12 protein-coding genes, 16 tRNA genes and 2 rRNA genes (1 of these 30 only partly in view) are annotated in these 14,451 nt (G+C 43.7%); 28 read left to right on the forward strand and 2 right to left on the reverse strand.

Features of this window, described 5'->3' with window-relative positions:
• From LG330_RS06675 to LG330_RS06760, 18 genes are all read left to right on the forward strand, one after another.
• A 23S ribosomal RNA gene (locus LG330_RS06675) occupies positions 1-458 on the forward strand; it begins 2,469 nt to the left of the window's first position.
• A 239-nt stretch (positions 459-697) separates the two neighbouring features.
• Positions 698-813 (forward strand): 5S ribosomal RNA (gene rrf / locus LG330_RS06680).
• A 5-nt stretch (positions 814-818) separates the two neighbouring features.
• Positions 819-893, forward strand: a tRNA-Asn gene (locus LG330_RS06685).
• A gap of 1 nt (position 894) precedes the next feature.
• A tRNA-Ser gene (locus LG330_RS06690) sits at positions 895-986 on the forward strand.
• Positions 987-1,001: 15 nt separating this feature from the next.
• A tRNA-Glu gene (locus tag LG330_RS06695) sits at positions 1,002-1,076 on the forward strand.
• Between the two features lie 18 nt (positions 1,077-1,094).
• Positions 1,095-1,170 (forward strand) — tRNA-Val (locus LG330_RS06700).
• A gap of 21 nt (positions 1,171-1,191) precedes the next feature.
• Positions 1,192-1,265, forward strand: a tRNA-Met gene (locus LG330_RS06705).
• A gap of 6 nt (positions 1,266-1,271) precedes the next feature.
• Positions 1,272-1,347 (forward strand) — tRNA-Asp (locus LG330_RS06710).
• A gap of 62 nt (positions 1,348-1,409) precedes the next feature.
• Positions 1,410-1,485, forward strand: a tRNA-Phe gene (locus LG330_RS06715).
• Positions 1,486-1,491: 6 nt separating this feature from the next.
• Positions 1,492-1,567 (forward strand) — tRNA-Thr (locus LG330_RS06720).
• A gap of 7 nt (positions 1,568-1,574) precedes the next feature.
• Positions 1,575-1,658 (forward strand) — tRNA-Tyr (locus tag LG330_RS06725).
• 5 nt (positions 1,659-1,663) lie between these two features.
• Positions 1,664-1,737: transfer RNA gene (locus tag LG330_RS06730), tRNA-Trp, on the forward strand.
• A 19-nt stretch (positions 1,738-1,756) separates the two neighbouring features.
• Positions 1,757-1,832, forward strand: a tRNA-His gene (locus tag LG330_RS06735).
• A gap of 5 nt (positions 1,833-1,837) precedes the next feature.
• Positions 1,838-1,912 (forward strand) — tRNA-Gln (locus tag LG330_RS06740).
• 7 nt (positions 1,913-1,919) lie between these two features.
• Positions 1,920-1,994: transfer RNA gene (locus tag LG330_RS06745), tRNA-Gly, on the forward strand.
• An 11-nt stretch (positions 1,995-2,005) separates the two neighbouring features.
• Positions 2,006-2,079, forward strand: a tRNA-Cys gene (locus LG330_RS06750).
• A gap of 62 nt (positions 2,080-2,141) precedes the next feature.
• Positions 2,142-2,226, forward strand: a tRNA-Leu gene (locus tag LG330_RS06755).
• Positions 2,227-2,232: 6 nt separating this feature from the next.
• Positions 2,233-2,306, forward strand: a tRNA-Gly gene (locus LG330_RS06760).
• Between the two features lie 133 nt (positions 2,307-2,439).
• Here LG330_RS06760 and LG330_RS06765 read toward each other — a convergent pair.
• Positions 2,440-3,090: a B3/4 domain-containing protein gene (locus tag LG330_RS06765; protein WP_404408457.1), complete on the reverse strand. Its 651-nt coding sequence runs from the start codon at positions 3,088-3,090 to the stop codon at positions 2,440-2,442.
• 63 nt (positions 3,091-3,153) lie between these two features.
• Here LG330_RS06765 and queG point away from each other — a divergent pair, with 63 nt between their 5' ends.
• From queG to yhbH, 9 genes are all read left to right on the forward strand, one after another.
• The gene (gene queG, locus LG330_RS06770) at positions 3,154-4,281 is read left to right on the forward strand and encodes a tRNA epoxyqueuosine(34) reductase QueG (RefSeq protein ID WP_404408458.1); all 1,128 of its coding nucleotides are present in this window, start codon (positions 3,154-3,156) and stop codon (positions 4,279-4,281) included.
• Positions 4,282-4,298: 17 nt separating this feature from the next.
• Entirely contained in the window at positions 4,299-4,757 is a 459-nt protein-coding gene (locus LG330_RS06775; protein WP_404408460.1) for an amidase domain-containing protein, read from the forward strand.
• A gap of 46 nt (positions 4,758-4,803) precedes the next feature.
• The gene (gene trmL, locus LG330_RS06780) at positions 4,804-5,277 is read left to right on the forward strand and encodes a tRNA (uridine(34)/cytosine(34)/5-carboxymethylaminomethyluridine(34)-2'-O)-methyltransferase TrmL (protein ID WP_404408462.1); all 474 of its coding nucleotides are present in this window, start codon (positions 4,804-4,806) and stop codon (positions 5,275-5,277) included.
• Positions 5,278-5,575: 298 nt separating this feature from the next.
• A complete protein-coding gene (gene nfsA, locus LG330_RS06785; protein WP_404408464.1) occupies positions 5,576-6,325 on the forward strand; it encodes an oxygen-insensitive NADPH nitroreductase in 750 nt (249 codons plus the stop codon).
• A 306-nt stretch (positions 6,326-6,631) separates the two neighbouring features.
• Positions 6,632-8,527 carry a PrkA family serine protein kinase gene (locus tag LG330_RS06790; protein WP_404408466.1) on the forward strand — a complete coding sequence of 632 codons (1,896 nt, stop codon included), beginning with the start codon at positions 6,632-6,634 and terminating at the stop codon, positions 8,525-8,527.
• Positions 8,528-8,577: 50 nt separating this feature from the next.
• The gene (locus tag LG330_RS06795; protein ID WP_404408468.1) at positions 8,578-8,748 is read left to right on the forward strand and encodes a hypothetical protein; all 171 of its coding nucleotides are present in this window, start codon (positions 8,578-8,580) and stop codon (positions 8,746-8,748) included.
• A gap of 338 nt (positions 8,749-9,086) precedes the next feature.
• A complete protein-coding gene (locus tag LG330_RS06800) occupies positions 9,087-9,257 on the forward strand; it encodes a hypothetical protein (protein WP_156129535.1) in 171 nt (56 codons plus the stop codon).
• Positions 9,258-9,391: 134 nt separating this feature from the next.
• Positions 9,392-9,697, forward strand: coding sequence for a hypothetical protein (locus LG330_RS06805; protein ID WP_039808175.1), 306 nt, complete (start codon positions 9,392-9,394; stop codon positions 9,695-9,697).
• Positions 9,698-9,808: 111 nt separating this feature from the next.
• Entirely contained in the window at positions 9,809-10,936 is a 1,128-nt protein-coding gene (gene yhbH, locus LG330_RS06810) for a sporulation protein YhbH (RefSeq protein ID WP_404408470.1), read from the forward strand.
• A 71-nt stretch (positions 10,937-11,007) separates the two neighbouring features.
• Here the strand turns inward: yhbH and LG330_RS06815 are convergent, their stop codons facing one another.
• A complete protein-coding gene (locus tag LG330_RS06815; protein WP_404408472.1) occupies positions 11,008-12,312 on the reverse strand; it encodes an NCS2 family permease in 1,305 nt (434 codons plus the stop codon).
• Between the two features lie 203 nt (positions 12,313-12,515).
• Between LG330_RS06815 and LG330_RS06820 the strand changes: the two genes are divergently transcribed.
• Complete coding sequence (locus tag LG330_RS06820; RefSeq protein ID WP_404408474.1) at positions 12,516-14,156, forward strand: M20/M25/M40 family metallo-hydrolase; 1,641 nt, start codon at positions 12,516-12,518, stop codon at positions 14,154-14,156.
• Positions 14,157-14,451 lie beyond the last annotated feature (295 nt).

A 14,451-nucleotide genomic window follows, 5' to 3' on the forward strand; every position in this document is an offset into this window, starting at 1 on the left:
CCCCGGGGATAACAGGCTTATCTCCCCCAAGAGTCCACATCGACGGGGAGGTTTGGCACCTCGATGTCGGCTCATCGCATCCTGGGGCTGTAGTCGGTCCCAAGGGTTGGGCTGTTCGCCCATTAAAGCGGTACGCGAGCTGGGTTCAGAACGTCGTGAGACAGTTCGGTCCCTATCCGTCGTGGGCGCAGGAAATTTGAGAGGAGCTGTCCTTAGTACGAGAGGACCGGGATGGACGCACCGCTGGTGTACCAGTTGTCATGCCAATGGCATCGCTGGGTAGCTATGTGCGGACGGGATAAGTGCTGAAAGCATCTAAGCATGAAGCCCCCCTCAAGATGAGATTTCCCACACGTAAGTGGTAAGATCCCTGAAAGATGATCAGGTAGATAGGTTCGAGGTGGAAGCATGGTGACATGTGCAGCTGACGAATACTAATCGATCGAGGACTTAACCAATATAAGAAAGTGGAAGCGACTGGTCAGCTTTGAGAGCTGGTGGAAGCCTGAATGGATGAGACGTCAGTCTCAAACAGGCAGGGTGAAGCAGCCGAAAAGCCAGGAGCTGAAACTGGACTAGGTTGATTCTCGGCAATCCCTTACTTTGATGAACGTATCCAGTTTTGAAGGCGCGAAAAAGTGTTGCATTAACCTTCAAAAAGTGTTATAATAGTACTTGTCGCCGAGTTGCGATATAGTCTAGTGATGATAGCGAAGAGGTCACACCCGTTCCCATGCCGAACACGGAAGTTAAGCTCTTCAGCGCCAATGGTAGTTGGGGGTTTCCCCCTGTGAGAGTAGGACGTCGCTAGGCAATATTCCACAGTAGCTCAGTGGTAGAGCAATCGGCTGTTAACCGATCGGTCGTAGGTTCGAGTCCTACCTGTGGAGCCAAGGAGAGCTGTCCGAGAGGTCGAAGGAGCACGATTGGAAATCGTGTAGGCGGCTACCGCTGTCTCAAGGGTTCGAATCCCTTGCTCTCCGCCATTGCATACATACTCTGGCCCGTTGGTCAAGCGGTTAAGACACCGCCCTTTCACGGCGGTAACACGGGTTCGAATCCCGTACGGGTCACCATTTAAAATTTAATCCCATGGAGAATTAGCTCAGCTGGGAGAGCATCTGCCTTACAAGCAGAGGGTCGGCGGTTCGAGCCCGTCATTCTCCACCATTCTTTTTAACTTTATATCGTCGCGGGGTGGAGCAGTTCGGTAGCTCGTCGGGCTCATAACCCGAAGGTCGCAGGTTCAAATCCTGCCCCCGCAATTACCTGGTCCCGTGGTGTAGCGGTTAACATGCCTGCCTGTCACGCAGGAGATCGCCGGTTCGATCCCGGTCGGGACCGCCATTTTCAACTCACAGTTGAAAAATACTTATTTACATAGTAAGATAGAAAATGCTTAAATATTTGGCTTTGTAGCTCAGTTGGTAGAGCAATGGACTGAAAATCCATGTGTCGGCGGTTCGATTCCGTCCAAAGCCACCATTTGTTGCCGGTGTAGCTCAACTGGTAGAGCAACTGACTTGTAATCAGTAGGTTGGGGGTTCAAGTCCTCTTGCCGGCACCATTCATATGGAGGGGTAGCGAAGTGGCTAAACGCGGCGGACTGTAAATCCGCTCCTTCGGGTTCGGCAGTTCGAATCTGCCCCCCTCCACCATCCATAGGGGCATAGTTTAAAGGTAGAACAGAGGTCTCCAAAACCTCCGGTGTGGGTTCGATTCCTACTGCCCCTGCCAATTTTAAAATTTCATTACGGCGATTGTGGCGAAGTGGTTAACGCACCGGATTGTGGTTCCGGCATTCGTGGGTTCGATTCCCATCAGTCGCCCCATATATTGGGCTATAGCCAAGCGGTAAGGCAACGGACTTTGACTCCGTCATGCGTTGGTTCGAATCCAGCTAGCCCAGCCATTTTTTTGCGGGAGTAGTTCAGTGGTAGAACACCACCTTGCCAAGGTGGGGGTCGCGAGTTCGAATCTCGTCTTCCGCTCCATTTTTATTTTCGGCGGTATAGCCAAGTGGTAAGGCACGGGTCTGCAAAACCCTTATCACCGGTTCGAGTCCGGTTACCGCCTCCAAATATATTAAATAATAGCGATTTGTAATATATGCATGAGTATGATAAGGTTCATACTATCATGCCGATGTGGCGGAATTGGCAGACGCGCACGACTCAAAATCGTGTTCCTTCGGGAGTGCCGGTTCGACCCCGGCCATCGGTACCAGCATACGCGGGTGTAGTTTAGTGGTAAAACCTCAGCCTTCCAAGCTGATGTCGTGAGTTCGATTCTCATCACCCGCTCCAACATACATAACCAACGCAGTGTTTCGTTTAACTAAAACGAAGCGTTGCGTTTTTTTATGTGTTTAAACCAAATATAAAAGCCCCATGCAGAATGAGGCTTTTTGATAGATCTAGTTTGGATGATATAATATATTTAAATAATTTGTGATGTGGCAGTACCGCCATTTACCTGTATAAACATATGCTTTAATGAATCAAGCAGCTTTTCCTGGTCCTCAGTTGGCAGGGAAGGTCTGAAGTAGATAATGTGTATTGCTTCAGTTGTCTCTTTGCTTACTGCAGTTCTGACTGAATCAACGCTTGGGCTGCCGAATGGTCCAAGATCATCAGCAGCGATAATCAGGTTTTCAGCAGAATTTTCTCTGCCGTTTAAGCCTTCAAACTGCTCCTGTTTGCTGCCGACTCTGATCTCAACTGGGCCTCTGATCTTTTCAGCATCATATATGCCTAGCGGCGTTTCGTATTGCAGGGAAAAAAAGTTGTTCAGATCGACTGCTGAGTTAGCACTCGGCAAATAGTTTTGTTTTGAAATTCTTCTGAGAAGTGCTTCGGTACTTGGTCTGTATCGGTTAGGATCTTTACCAAAATGTTTAAATAATTGTCTCCATTCAGTAATTCCTTCAAAGTCAGCCGGCTTTTTATCTTTCAGGTCAAAAAATAGTGATTCCTGAAATAATTGGAGCCGTCCTTTTAGCATTTGAGGTGATTCACTGACGGTGACGTTTCGATAATGAATAATGCCAAATGAATAAGATGATAGTGATGAATGAACTGAAACTTCCATACGGTGGTCAACTCCTTTTGTATGCATTCAGTTTAACATTTCCATATAGAAAGGGGGATTAGAATGAATTATGATGCGTTGAAACAGGAAATTATTGATCATGCTGATGAACTGGGCATTGATAAGATCGGCTTTACAAGCGCAGATTTCTTTTCCGATCTGAAAGGGAGGCTGATGAGACAGGAAGCGCTCAATTATCAGTCAGGTTTTGAAGAAAAGGATATTGATAAGCGCGTAACTCCCTCTTTATTAATGCATGAGCCTAAATCAATTATATCGATTGCGCTTGCTTATCCTTCTAAAATGAAGGATGCACCTAAAAGTAAAAAGGGAGAGCGCAGAGGGGTTTTCGCAAGAGCGTCGTGGGGAGAGGATTATCACACGGTTTTGCGAAAAGCGCTTGAGCGTCTTGAGCAGTTTATACAGGAGAGAGTGCCTGATGCGAGGATGAAGTCGATGGTTGATACAGGGGAGCTTGTTGACCGTGCTGTTGCTGAAAGAGCAGGGGTTGGCTGGAGTGCAAAAAACTGTTCCATTATCACGCCTGAGTTTGGTTCTTACGTTTTTTTAGGTGAGATGATTACAAATATCCCTTTCAGTCCGGATGAACCGATGGAAGATCAGTGCGGTGATTGTAACTTATGTGTCGATGTGTGTCCTACAGGTGCGCTTGTGCAGGGAGGGCAGCTTGATGCAAAAAAATGTATTGCGTTTTTAACTCAGACGAAGGATTTTCTCCCTGACGAATATCGTTCGAAGATTGGGAATAGACTCTACGGATGTGATACGTGTCAGACAGTATGTCCTAAAAATAAAGGAATTGATATGCATATTCATCCAGAGTTTGAGCCTGATCCGGAGATTGCCAAGCCGCTTCTTGAGCCGCTGCTGTCGATCAGCAACAGGGAATTTAAAGAGCAGTATGGTCATGTATCGGGTTCATGGAGAGGTAAAAAGCCGATACAACGTAATGCGCTGATTGGACTTGCTCATTTTAAGGAAGCTTCAGCACTGCCATCTATTTTTGAGGTGATGCAGCATGATGTGCGTCCGGTTATGAGAGGGACAGCTGCCTGGGCAGCAGGCAAGATTGGCGGGGAAGAAGCTGAACAGATGCTGTTAAAGCAAAAAGATGTTGAACAGGATGAAGAGGTGTTAGAAGAGATCGAAAAAGGCTTATCACTTTTGTAAGTGAAAGGTGTGAAGGGATGTATAATGGTGCACTTGCCGCTGCCTATGCTGAAGAGTGGTGGAACAGGAGAAATCCTGCATTCCCTGCTTTTCCGGTAGACTGTACGAACTTTGTATCTCAGTGCCTGCTTGCCGGAGGCCTTGAGATGAGAGGGTATCCTGACCGGTATAATGGGTGGTGGCTTCAGGGTGGACAGTGGAGTCTAAGCTGGGCTGTTGCACATTCGCTGCGGTGGTTTTTAGAAGAGGCGGCTGAGAGAGTGTCAGATGCTTCAATGCTTCAAGTTGGTGATGTCATTTGTTATGATTTCGAGGGTGACGGGGGAGTAGATCACACGACGATTGTGACGTATGTTGATCAGGGTGTACCTTATGTGAATGCACATACTAATGACAGCCGGAGAAGATTGTGGACATATAGTGATTCAGCAGCTTATACTCCATCAATCAGGTATTATTTTTTTCACCTTTCATGATAGAATAGATAATGGCTCAGCCGAAATACATGATGAGGTGAAGACATTGGGATTACACGTTGTATTATTCCAGCCGGAGATTCCTGCTAATACAGGTAACATTGCACGTACATGTGCAGCGACTGGTACATCATTACATTTAATTAAGCCGCTTGGCTTTTCGACAGACGATAAAATGCTGAAACGCGCAGGTCTTGATTATTGGCAGCACGTTGATATTCATTACCATGAGTCACTTGAAGACTTTTATCAGGCGAGTGAAGGCGGAGAGTATTTCTATTTGACGAAGTATGGAAAACAGCCGCATTCTACTTTTGATTACAGTAATCTGGAGAAGGATTTTTATTTTATTTTCGGACGTGAAACTTCAGGACTGCCTGATGAAGTCATCGAAAATAACAAAGACCGTGCACTGCGTATTCCGATGAATGAACACGTACGCTCATTGAATCTATCGAATACAGCAGCCATTCTCGTATACGAAGCGTTAAGACAGCAGAACTATCCTTCACTTGGGTAAAGGAAACATATAGTATATGTTTAGAAAAAACTTTTGAGTATTAAAAGCGCATATAGTGCAGCGAAGCGTAAGGCGGCGACTCCGGGACGATAAGTTGGAAGCTGAGACCCCGCAAGGCAAAGCCTGAGGAGGCTCAGCAACAACCGTCCGGAAAGCGTCCGCCTGAAGCGCAGCGAAACGGTTATAAAGAAAGGATGAGATCTCACTCTCATCCTTTTTTCAATGCTTAATATTTGAACGGCTGACTAAGAAAACGCTACACTTAAACACAGTTAGACTCAGAAAGGTGGAAAAAAGCGTGAATCAGACAATCGAAACGATGTTAAATCACCGGTCAGTCAGGAAATTTAAAGATGAAAAACTGTCACCTGAACAAATTCAGATGATTGTTGAGGCTGCTCAGATGGCTTCTACATCAAGCTTTATACAGGCCTATTCTATTATTGGTGTAACGGAGCCCGAAAAAAAGAAGAAGCTTGCTGAACTTGCAGGTGGACAGGATTATGTATCAGAAAGCGGACATTTCTTTGTATTCTGTGCTGATTTATACAGACACTCATTGATCGGTAAGTGGGAAAATGCAGATGTCGAGGATTCAATTACTTCGATGGAAAAGTTTATGGTTTCTGTCATTGATGCATCTCTTGCAGCGCAAAATGCAGCGGTTGCGGCTGAATCTATGGGGCTTGGCATTTGTTATATCGGAGGACTGCGAAATAACCTGCCGGAGGTATCAGAACTGCTTGAAACACCGGAGCACGTGATTCCGCTGTTTGGCCTGACGGTCGGTGTGCCGGATCAGGAGACAGCTGTTAAACCAAGAATGCCATTTCAGTCCATTTATCATGAAAACAGCTATAGACATCAAGAAAATACAGTAAAACAGGAGATGGATGAATATAATGAAGCGATCTCAGCCTATTATCATGAGCGGACTTCAGGAAAAAGAAATGATAAGTGGACAGAGCAGATGGCAAACATGCTTCAAAGAAAAAACAGAATGTATATGAAAGAGTTTGTAGAAGAAAAGAATTTTGCGAAAAAATAACTAAAAAAAGCTGCATAGGCAGCTTTTTTTAGTTATTTTTAGTTTTGCCCGGCTTATCGTTATAACCAGCTGTAAAGATTGCTGCAAGGAATGCTACACAAATACCTAAAATAAGTACAGTACCCATCTCAAATACCTCCCGGATAAAAAGTATGAATCAATTTCATATACATTTAAGTATACATGAATCCTTCTCAGAAAGAAATGACTGTCATGTGAATTAGCAGATTTCATTTAGTTGTGTGTTCATGAATACAGGTTGTTCTGCATACCGTTTTATATGAAGGTGAGGAGGGGGAGAATCAGATGGATATGTTAAAACGGGTAGCAGACTATCAGCTTGAAGAATCGTTGCTTAAGTGGGAAGGGACCTTCTCTGATTACTTAGTGATGTTAAAAGATAAACCCTGGGTTGCACAGTCGGCACATTCGCGAATTTATCATATGATTAGAGATGCAGGAACAGATACGATTAACGGCAGGAAAAGTTACCGTTTTTTCAATCGTCATTTATTTGGACTTGAAGAAGCACTTGAAAGGCTGGTGGAGGAATATTTTCATCCCGCTGCAAGAAGGCTTGATGTAAAAAAGAGAATTCTTTTATTGATGGGACCGGTAAGCGGCGGTAAGTCCACGCTCGTTACGCTTTTAAAAAGAGGGCTTGAACAATATACAAGAACAGACCGCGGCGCCGTGTATGCAATTAAAGGATGCCCAATGCATGAAGACCCGCTGCACCTGATTCCAGAAGCGCTGCGGGAGGATTTCTTTAAGGAATATGGTGTGCGGATCGAAGGGCATTTATCACCGTTAAATATGATGAGACTTGAAAAAGAATTCGGGAACAGAATTGAGGATGTTCCGATTGAGCGGGTGTTTTTCTCAGAGGATAAGCGGACGGGTATTGGCACATTCAGTCCATCTGATCCGAAATCGCAGGACATCGCTGATCTGACGGGCAGTCTCGACTTTTCTACTATCGCAGAGTACGGTTCTGAATCAGACCCGCGGGCATACCGCTTTGACGGGGAATTAAATAAGGCGAATAGAGGGCTGATGGAGTTTCAGGAAATGCTGAAGTGCGATGAAAAGTTCTTATGGCACTTACTTTCACTGACACAGGAAGGAAATTTTAAAGCAGGAAGATTTGCTTTGATTTCGGCTGATGAAATGATTGTTGCGCACACCAATGAAACGGAGTATCGTTCATTTATTGCAAATAAAAAGAATGAAGCACTTCACTCCAGAATGATCGTGATGCCAATGCCTTATAACCTGAGAGTATCTGAAGAAGAAAAGATTTATGAGAAGCTGATCGCACAAAGTGATGTGGCCGATGTTCATATTGCACCGCATACGCTGCGCACAGCAGCTGTATTTACCGTTTTAACACGACTGAAGGAACCAAAGCGGAAAGACATTAATCTGATTAATAAAATGAAAATGTATGACGGTGAATCAGTTGAAGGCTTTGGCGAATCAGATGTAGAAGAGCTGAAGCGGGAACACTCAGGTGAAGGGATGGAGGGGATTGATCCACGTTATGTGCTGAACCGGATCTCTTCAACGATTATTAAAAAAGAACTCACATCGATTAATGCGCTGGATGTGCTCAGGTCTTTAAAAGAGGGATTCGATCAGCACGCATCCATTTCAAAAGAGAGCCGGGAACATTATTTAACATGTATTTCACTCGCTAGAAAAGAATTTGATGACCTTGCCAAAAAAGAAGTGCAGAAAGCATTTGTCTACTCTTATGAAGAATCAGCTAAGACGCTTATGGATAACTACCTCGATAATGTTGAATCCTATTGTCATAAATCAAAATTAAAAGATCCTTTAACCGGTGAAGAGATGCATCCGGATGAAAGATTAATGCGTTCAATTGAAGAGCAGATCGGCGTGTCTGAGAATGCGAAAAAGGCATTCCGGGAAGAGATTCTGATCAGAATTTCATCCTTTGCAAGGAAAGGGAAGCGGTTCGATTATCAATCGCATAGCCGGTTAAAAGAAGCGATTCAGAAAAAGCTGTTTTCTGATTTAAAGGATGTCGTCAAGATTACGACGTCCTCTAAAACGCCTGATGAACTTCAGTTAAAGAAGATGAATGATGTCATCGCAAGGCTGATTGATGAGTATGGGTATAACTCTGTCAGTGCGAATGATCTGCTGAGATATGTCGGTTCGCTGCTGAACAGGTAACGTTTTTCAGCTGTGAATGCAGGGTATATTCACAGTAGAGGTGAATTGACATGATAAAGAAACATGAACACGATAAAAATGACGTTCCCGATAACAGCTCCATGGCAAGTGATCTGGAAGAAATGGATCAGCTTGGACGCCAGATGGAGAAGATGCGCACAAATGAACAATTGAAAAAGCATCGGGAACCCGGTACTGAACAGTATGAAGAAGAGGAGTAAGCCGCCTCTTCTTTTTTATTTTGGCTGAGGAAGAAGCTGCATAATTGGATCATGTCTCGAACTTTTTGAATCATCTCCCGGAATTATTGTATTACATACCAGGATAATTGAACTTTTTGCGGTGTCTGAGGGATTTTATGAAACATCCCAGCACTTTATTGTATCATCACTCAGATTAATTGAATCAGCTCCCCGCTTAATTGAACGGCCATCAAAGCCTGATTCCGAACTTGTATCAGTACGTCACATATTGACCTGAACACCTGCTTCCACTTTTCTTTATTTGACCGAATTTTCAAATAATGATACAATAGAAAAAAATTCGGAGGGGATTTTTTATGCCAGGCAGAGAGTATTTTAAAGAGCTTGAGCCGGTAAATGGGAGCATGGCGAGCACGATGGAGGAGCTTGTGATGCTTGGAAAGCAGATGGAGAAAATCCGGTCAGGCGGGGAATTGAAGTCGAGTAAGAAGCTTTCGGATCCAATTCAATATGAAGAAAAGTCTTAAAAATAACCAGTCATAAAAAAACTGGTTATTTTTTTTTGAAACTTTTTCTGATGACATACGTATAAGAGGTATGAATTGAAAACAGCCATTATGACATTATATGATAAGAAAATGAAGAAAGGACTTGATAGCTGATGAGAATTTCCACAACGATGAAATGGATCACAGGTGGACTTGAAGCGTTTTTTGCGATTCCGGTCTTAGGCGGAATTATTATCCTCGGTACTTCATGGGCACCGCTTGGGATTATGCTTGCGCTCCATATTGTTACACTCGTATTTGCAGCGCGTGATTATACATCGAAAACAGGGAGTATTTTTGGGATTGTGACTTCAGTAGTCGGTGTTGTGCCGTTTCTCGGGTTTGTTATGCACGTTGTAACAGCTGTGATTCTGCTGCTGGATGCATCACGTTCTACAGCCGAGGAAAAAAGCATTTAAAAGGCCTGTTTTTACAGGTCTTTTTCTTTTGGACTCTTTTTCTTAAATTCTGATGAAATAATCTGAGTGTTCTTTCATACAATGAAGAAAAGGAAAAGGGTGGAGGCAGTTATGCAGGGTTCTATCGTATCAAAGGAAGACTGGTCCCTGCATCAGCAGGGCCAGGAGGATCAGGTCAGGCACAGCCGGAAAATTCAGCAGGCCATTAAAGACAGGCTTCCTGAGCTGATCACAGAAGAAAATGTCATTATGTCAGACGGGAAAAAAGTTGTGAAGATTCCGGTTCGTTCACTGGATGAATATAAAATCCGTTATGATCATTCAAAAAAGAAGCACATTGGACAGGGAAATGGCGACAGTGAAGCAGGGGATATCATCGCAAGATCCGGCAAGGAAAGCGGCAAACAGGCGGGTTCTGATCCTGGAAAAGATTATGTAGAAGCGGAAGTATCAATTGAAGAAATTGAAACAGCGTTATTCAGCCAGCTCGAACTTCCAGATTTTAAGCAAAAAGAAGAAGTGGACGCTGCAAAAGAAGGTATTCAGTTCACCGATATCAGAACAAAAGGTCTGACAGGTAATATTGATAAAAAGAAAACCATGATGACTGCATTTAAGCGAAATGCAATGAACGGCGAAGCAGGATTTCACCCGATTCTGCCTGAAGATATCCGCTATAAAACGTGGACTGAAACGAAAGAAAAAGTATCTAAAGCGGCTGTGATCGCAATGATGGATACAAGTGGATCAATGGGCATGTTTGAAAAGTATATTGCAAGAAGCTTCTTTTTCTGGCTGGTCAAATTTTTAAAGCTTCATTATTCACACGTGGAGATCAGGTTTGTATCGCATCATACAGAGGCAAAGGAAGTAGAAGAAGAGACCTTTTTTACAAAAGGTGAAAGTGGCGGTACAATCTGCTCCTCTGCTTACCGGAAAGCGATTGAGATCATTGAAAGTGATTATCCAGTTGAGCGATATAATATTTACGCTTTTCATATTTCAGATGGTGATAATCTTACATCAGATAATGAAAGATGTCTGCCGCTGATCAAACAGTTAGCAGAATATTGCAACATGCTCGGCTACGGCGAAGTCAGCCAATACCACCGGCAGTCATCCCTTATGTCAGTCTTTGCAAAATCTGAACAGGAAGACATCAGAACATTTATCGTCAGAAGAAAAACCGAAGTACTGGATGCACTGAAGTACTTTTTAAGTAAAAAGCTGAGTGTTTAATTGATCAGATTGACTTTTTATATAAAAAAGGAAGATAACGCTGAGTTGGCCCGGCGTTATCTTCCTTTTTGTTAGTGCGGTAAAAATACCAGCTGATAAGCAAATAAAATGGCAAACAGATACACAAGGAAATGAACCTCTCTCCATTTACCTTTTACGACCTTTAAAATTGGATAAGAAATAAATCCAAGAGCAATCCCTGTCGCTATACTCGATGTCAGCGGCATGCTTAAAATAATCAGGAATGCAGGGAAAGCTTCATCAATCTCGCCCCATTTTATATGCGAGATACTGCCCATCATCAGGCTTCCGACAATAATCAGTGCAGGAGCTGTAATCGCTGCTACACCTGAAACTGCGCCAACAAGCGGTCCGAAAAAGGCAGCTACGATAAATAACCCTGCCACAGTAACGGTTGTCAGCCCGGTACGTCCGCCTGCCGCGACGCCTGAAGAAGATTCAATATAAGCTGAAGTAGGACTTGTCCCGACCATCGCTCCAGCTGTAGCAGCAATAGAATCTGCAAGCAGGGCCTGTCTTGCACGCGGCATCGTTTTACCCTTCATCAGGCCGGCCTGCTGCGCAACGCCAATCATTGTCCCTGTTGTATCAAAAATTGTGACAAGCAGGAATGAAAAGACTACTGCGAATAGCCCGTACTGAATGACATCTCCAAATGCTGCGATCGGATTTGAAATAATGATGCCTTCAGGAAGACTTGGAATTGCAACAACTCCGTCAAACTTGAGCTGACCTGTAAAATATGCAACTGCTCCGGTGAAAATCATACCGATAAATAGTGCGCCGTTTACATTTAGCGCCATGAGAATCAGTGTAACAGCGAGTCCTGTGAAAGCTAAAATAACAGTTGATGAATGAAGGTCGCCAAGTGCCACCAGGTTGTCCGGGTGAGCAACAATAATACCGGTCATTCTCATCCCGATAAAAGCAATAAACAATCCGATTCCGGCAGTGATCCCGTGCTTCAGGTTGTCGGGAATCGCTTCAATCAGTTTTTTTCTGAATGAAGTTAAAGAAAGAATGGTAAAAAGTACACCTGCAACGAATACTGCCGCAAAAGCTACTTCATACGTGATATTTGTATTGGTGCCTACTACTGAGAAGGCGAAATATGCATTTAACCCCATTCCGGGTGCGATCGCAATCGGATAATTGGCCATCAGTGCCATCCAGAGTGTTCCGATGACGGTTGCGATAATCGTTGCCAGAAATACCTGGTCAAACGGTACACCTGCACTTGATAAGATAATCGGGTTAACGACAACAATGTAAACCATTGTCATAAATGTTGTGAATCCTGCAAGCAGCTCTGTTTTGACAGTTGTATTATTTTCTTTTAAATGAAAGCGAAACATCAAATCAGTCCTTTATTAAAATACGAACATTTTTTAGCACAAGTTATATAATATTCGTTTATAACGTTTGATTCAACCTTTTTTAACGAATTCACATAATAAACTTTTTGTGGTTGGATTTTGCAGATCATTTTACAGTCATCGGCTTTCAATCATAGCGCCGATCCATTAAGATGAATGAAAAGACAGCAGGGGGTTATGAGATGTATCAAGAAATCCAGCATTTATCTGCTCCTGAGCAGGCCGAACTGGTTACAAGAAAACTGATTGAGATGAAAAGCTATACAGGATCTCAAGGGGAAGTACATAAAGTTGAACAAATATATGAATGGATCCGCACGTTTCCATATTTTAAAGAAAATCCTGATCAGGTGTGGATTCAAAATATAAAAGATGATCCATTCCAACGGAAAAATGTGTGGGCAATGCTTCCAGGGAAATCGGCTAAAACAGTATTGTTCCACAGCCATATTGATACAGTAGGTACTGAGGATTTCGGGTCAATCCAGCATATGGCGCATCACCCGGACAAGCTTGAAGAATTTTTTAAGGATTTTCCCGGCGATTATCGTGTAAGGCAGGAAGCAAATTCAGGGGAGTGGCTGTTTGGCAGAGGGTCTCTTGATATGCAAAGTGGGGCGGCAGTACATCTTGTCAATCTCCTTCAGTTTTCAGGAGAGGAGCGAGATGGGAATATGCTGTTTCTATTTAACCCGGATGAAGAAAGTGAACATGCAGGGATGCTCGCAGCGCTTCATGAGCTGGCACGGATGAAGCAGGAGAAAAAGCTGGATTTTGTGGCTGCAATTAATAATGACTTTATTGCGCCGATGTATGATGGCGACAGAACGAAATATATTTACACCGGTGCAGCGGGTAAAGTGCTGCCATGCTTTTATATTTACGGAAGGGAAGCGCACGTAGGAGATGTGCTCACCTCGATTGATCCTACGCGCATAGGTGCTGAACTGAACAGAAGGATCAACCAGAATATTGACCTGGCTGAAGACCTGGACGGTGAATATGTGCTGCCGCCGGCGTGTCTACATTTTAAAGATGATAAAAAAGATTACAATGTGCAGACAGCGATCAGTGCACATCTGTATTTTAACTATTTTGTCTTTGAACAGACTGCACAGGATGTAATGGAGAAGCTCAGGAAAATTGCGATTGAAGCAGTGTATGAAATCAGCCGTGAAAGTACGAGAAAGTACAGCGACTTCAGAAAGAAGCATGGTTTCCCGCCAAGTGACTGGAATTTCCAGATGGATGTCAGTACATTCAGTGAGCTTGAATCATCTCTAAGGGCGCAGGGGATCGATGTAGAAGGACCATTAAATGAAATCATTAAAAAGTACAAGGGGAAAGATAAGCGTGAAGCGGCATTCGCACTCGCAGAGAAGCTGCAGCAGCTTGATCCTGAAAAAACTCCGCGCGTACTGATGTTTTTTGCACCGCCATTTCTGCCGCACAATTATTTAAGTGATAAAAATGAGCACGGAACAGATATTATGCAAAAACTTGAAAAGCACTTGAAGGACACGGGCGAGGCTGAAGGGGAGGAATTCGTCACTAAACGATTTTTCCCGTATTTAGCAGACGGCAGCTTTCTTTCTCTTCATGAATCAGAGGAAGCGATTGAGATGCTGAAGAGAAACATCCCGAGAATGCAGGATCTTTATCCGGTACCAATTCATCTGATCAGGGAGCTGAATATTCCTTCTATTAATATCGGCGTGTATGGCCGTGATGGTCATAAGTGGACAGAGCGGGTGTATAAGCCGTATACGTTTGGTGTACTGCCGGGGCTGATAAAGCGGTTTGCGGAGGATTTGGTCAGATAGAGGGAGTGTTCATTTACGGGTGTTGTGTCCTTTATCCGGTGTTTAATTATGCAGAGGGGTGATGCAATTAACTTGAGTGCTGATTCAATTGTCTGCACCAAAGATGCAAATCGCTGTCTCTCATAGACCGGTGTTGCAATTAACCTTTAAAATGATGCAATTATTCCCGGCGCTGATACATAAAGCTTCAGCGCTGAACCAATTAAGTCACAAACAGCTGCCGGTTCAACTGTCATGAAATGCCTATTAAATATCCAATCCTATAAAAAAGAGGGTGAGACACAGTGTCTCACCC

The organism is Jeotgalibacillus malaysiensis (genome assembly GCF_044789845.1).
GTDB lineage: Bacteria > Bacillota > Bacilli > Bacillales > Jeotgalibacillaceae > Jeotgalibacillus > Jeotgalibacillus malaysiensis_A.

Bases quoted from the DNA above. Each gene is read 5' to 3' on its own strand.
- LG330_RS06765 (WP_404408457.1), bottom strand. From the start codon at position 3,090: ATGGAAGTTTCAGTTCATTCATCACTATCATCTTATTCATTTGGCATT.
- queG (WP_404408458.1), top strand. From the start codon at position 3,154: ATGAATTATGATGCGTTGAAACAGGAAATTATTGATCATGCTGATGAA.
- LG330_RS06775 (WP_404408460.1), top strand. From the start codon at position 4,299: ATGTATAATGGTGCACTTGCCGCTGCCTATGCTGAAGAGTGGTGGAAC.
- LG330_RS06790 (WP_404408466.1), top strand. From the start codon at position 6,632: ATGGATATGTTAAAACGGGTAGCAGACTATCAGCTTGAAGAATCGTTG.
- LG330_RS06795 (WP_404408468.1), top strand. From the start codon at position 8,578: ATGATAAAGAAACATGAACACGATAAAAATGACGTTCCCGATAACAGC.
- LG330_RS06800 (WP_156129535.1), top strand. From the start codon at position 9,087: ATGCCAGGCAGAGAGTATTTTAAAGAGCTTGAGCCGGTAAATGGGAGC.
- LG330_RS06805 (WP_039808175.1), top strand. From the start codon at position 9,392: ATGAGAATTTCCACAACGATGAAATGGATCACAGGTGGACTTGAAGCG.
- yhbH (WP_404408470.1), top strand. From the start codon at position 9,809: ATGCAGGGTTCTATCGTATCAAAGGAAGACTGGTCCCTGCATCAGCAG.
- LG330_RS06815 (WP_404408472.1), bottom strand. From the start codon at position 12,312: ATGTTTCGCTTTCATTTAAAAGAAAATAATACAACTGTCAAAACAGAG.
- LG330_RS06820 (WP_404408474.1), top strand. From the start codon at position 12,516: ATGTATCAAGAAATCCAGCATTTATCTGCTCCTGAGCAGGCCGAACTG.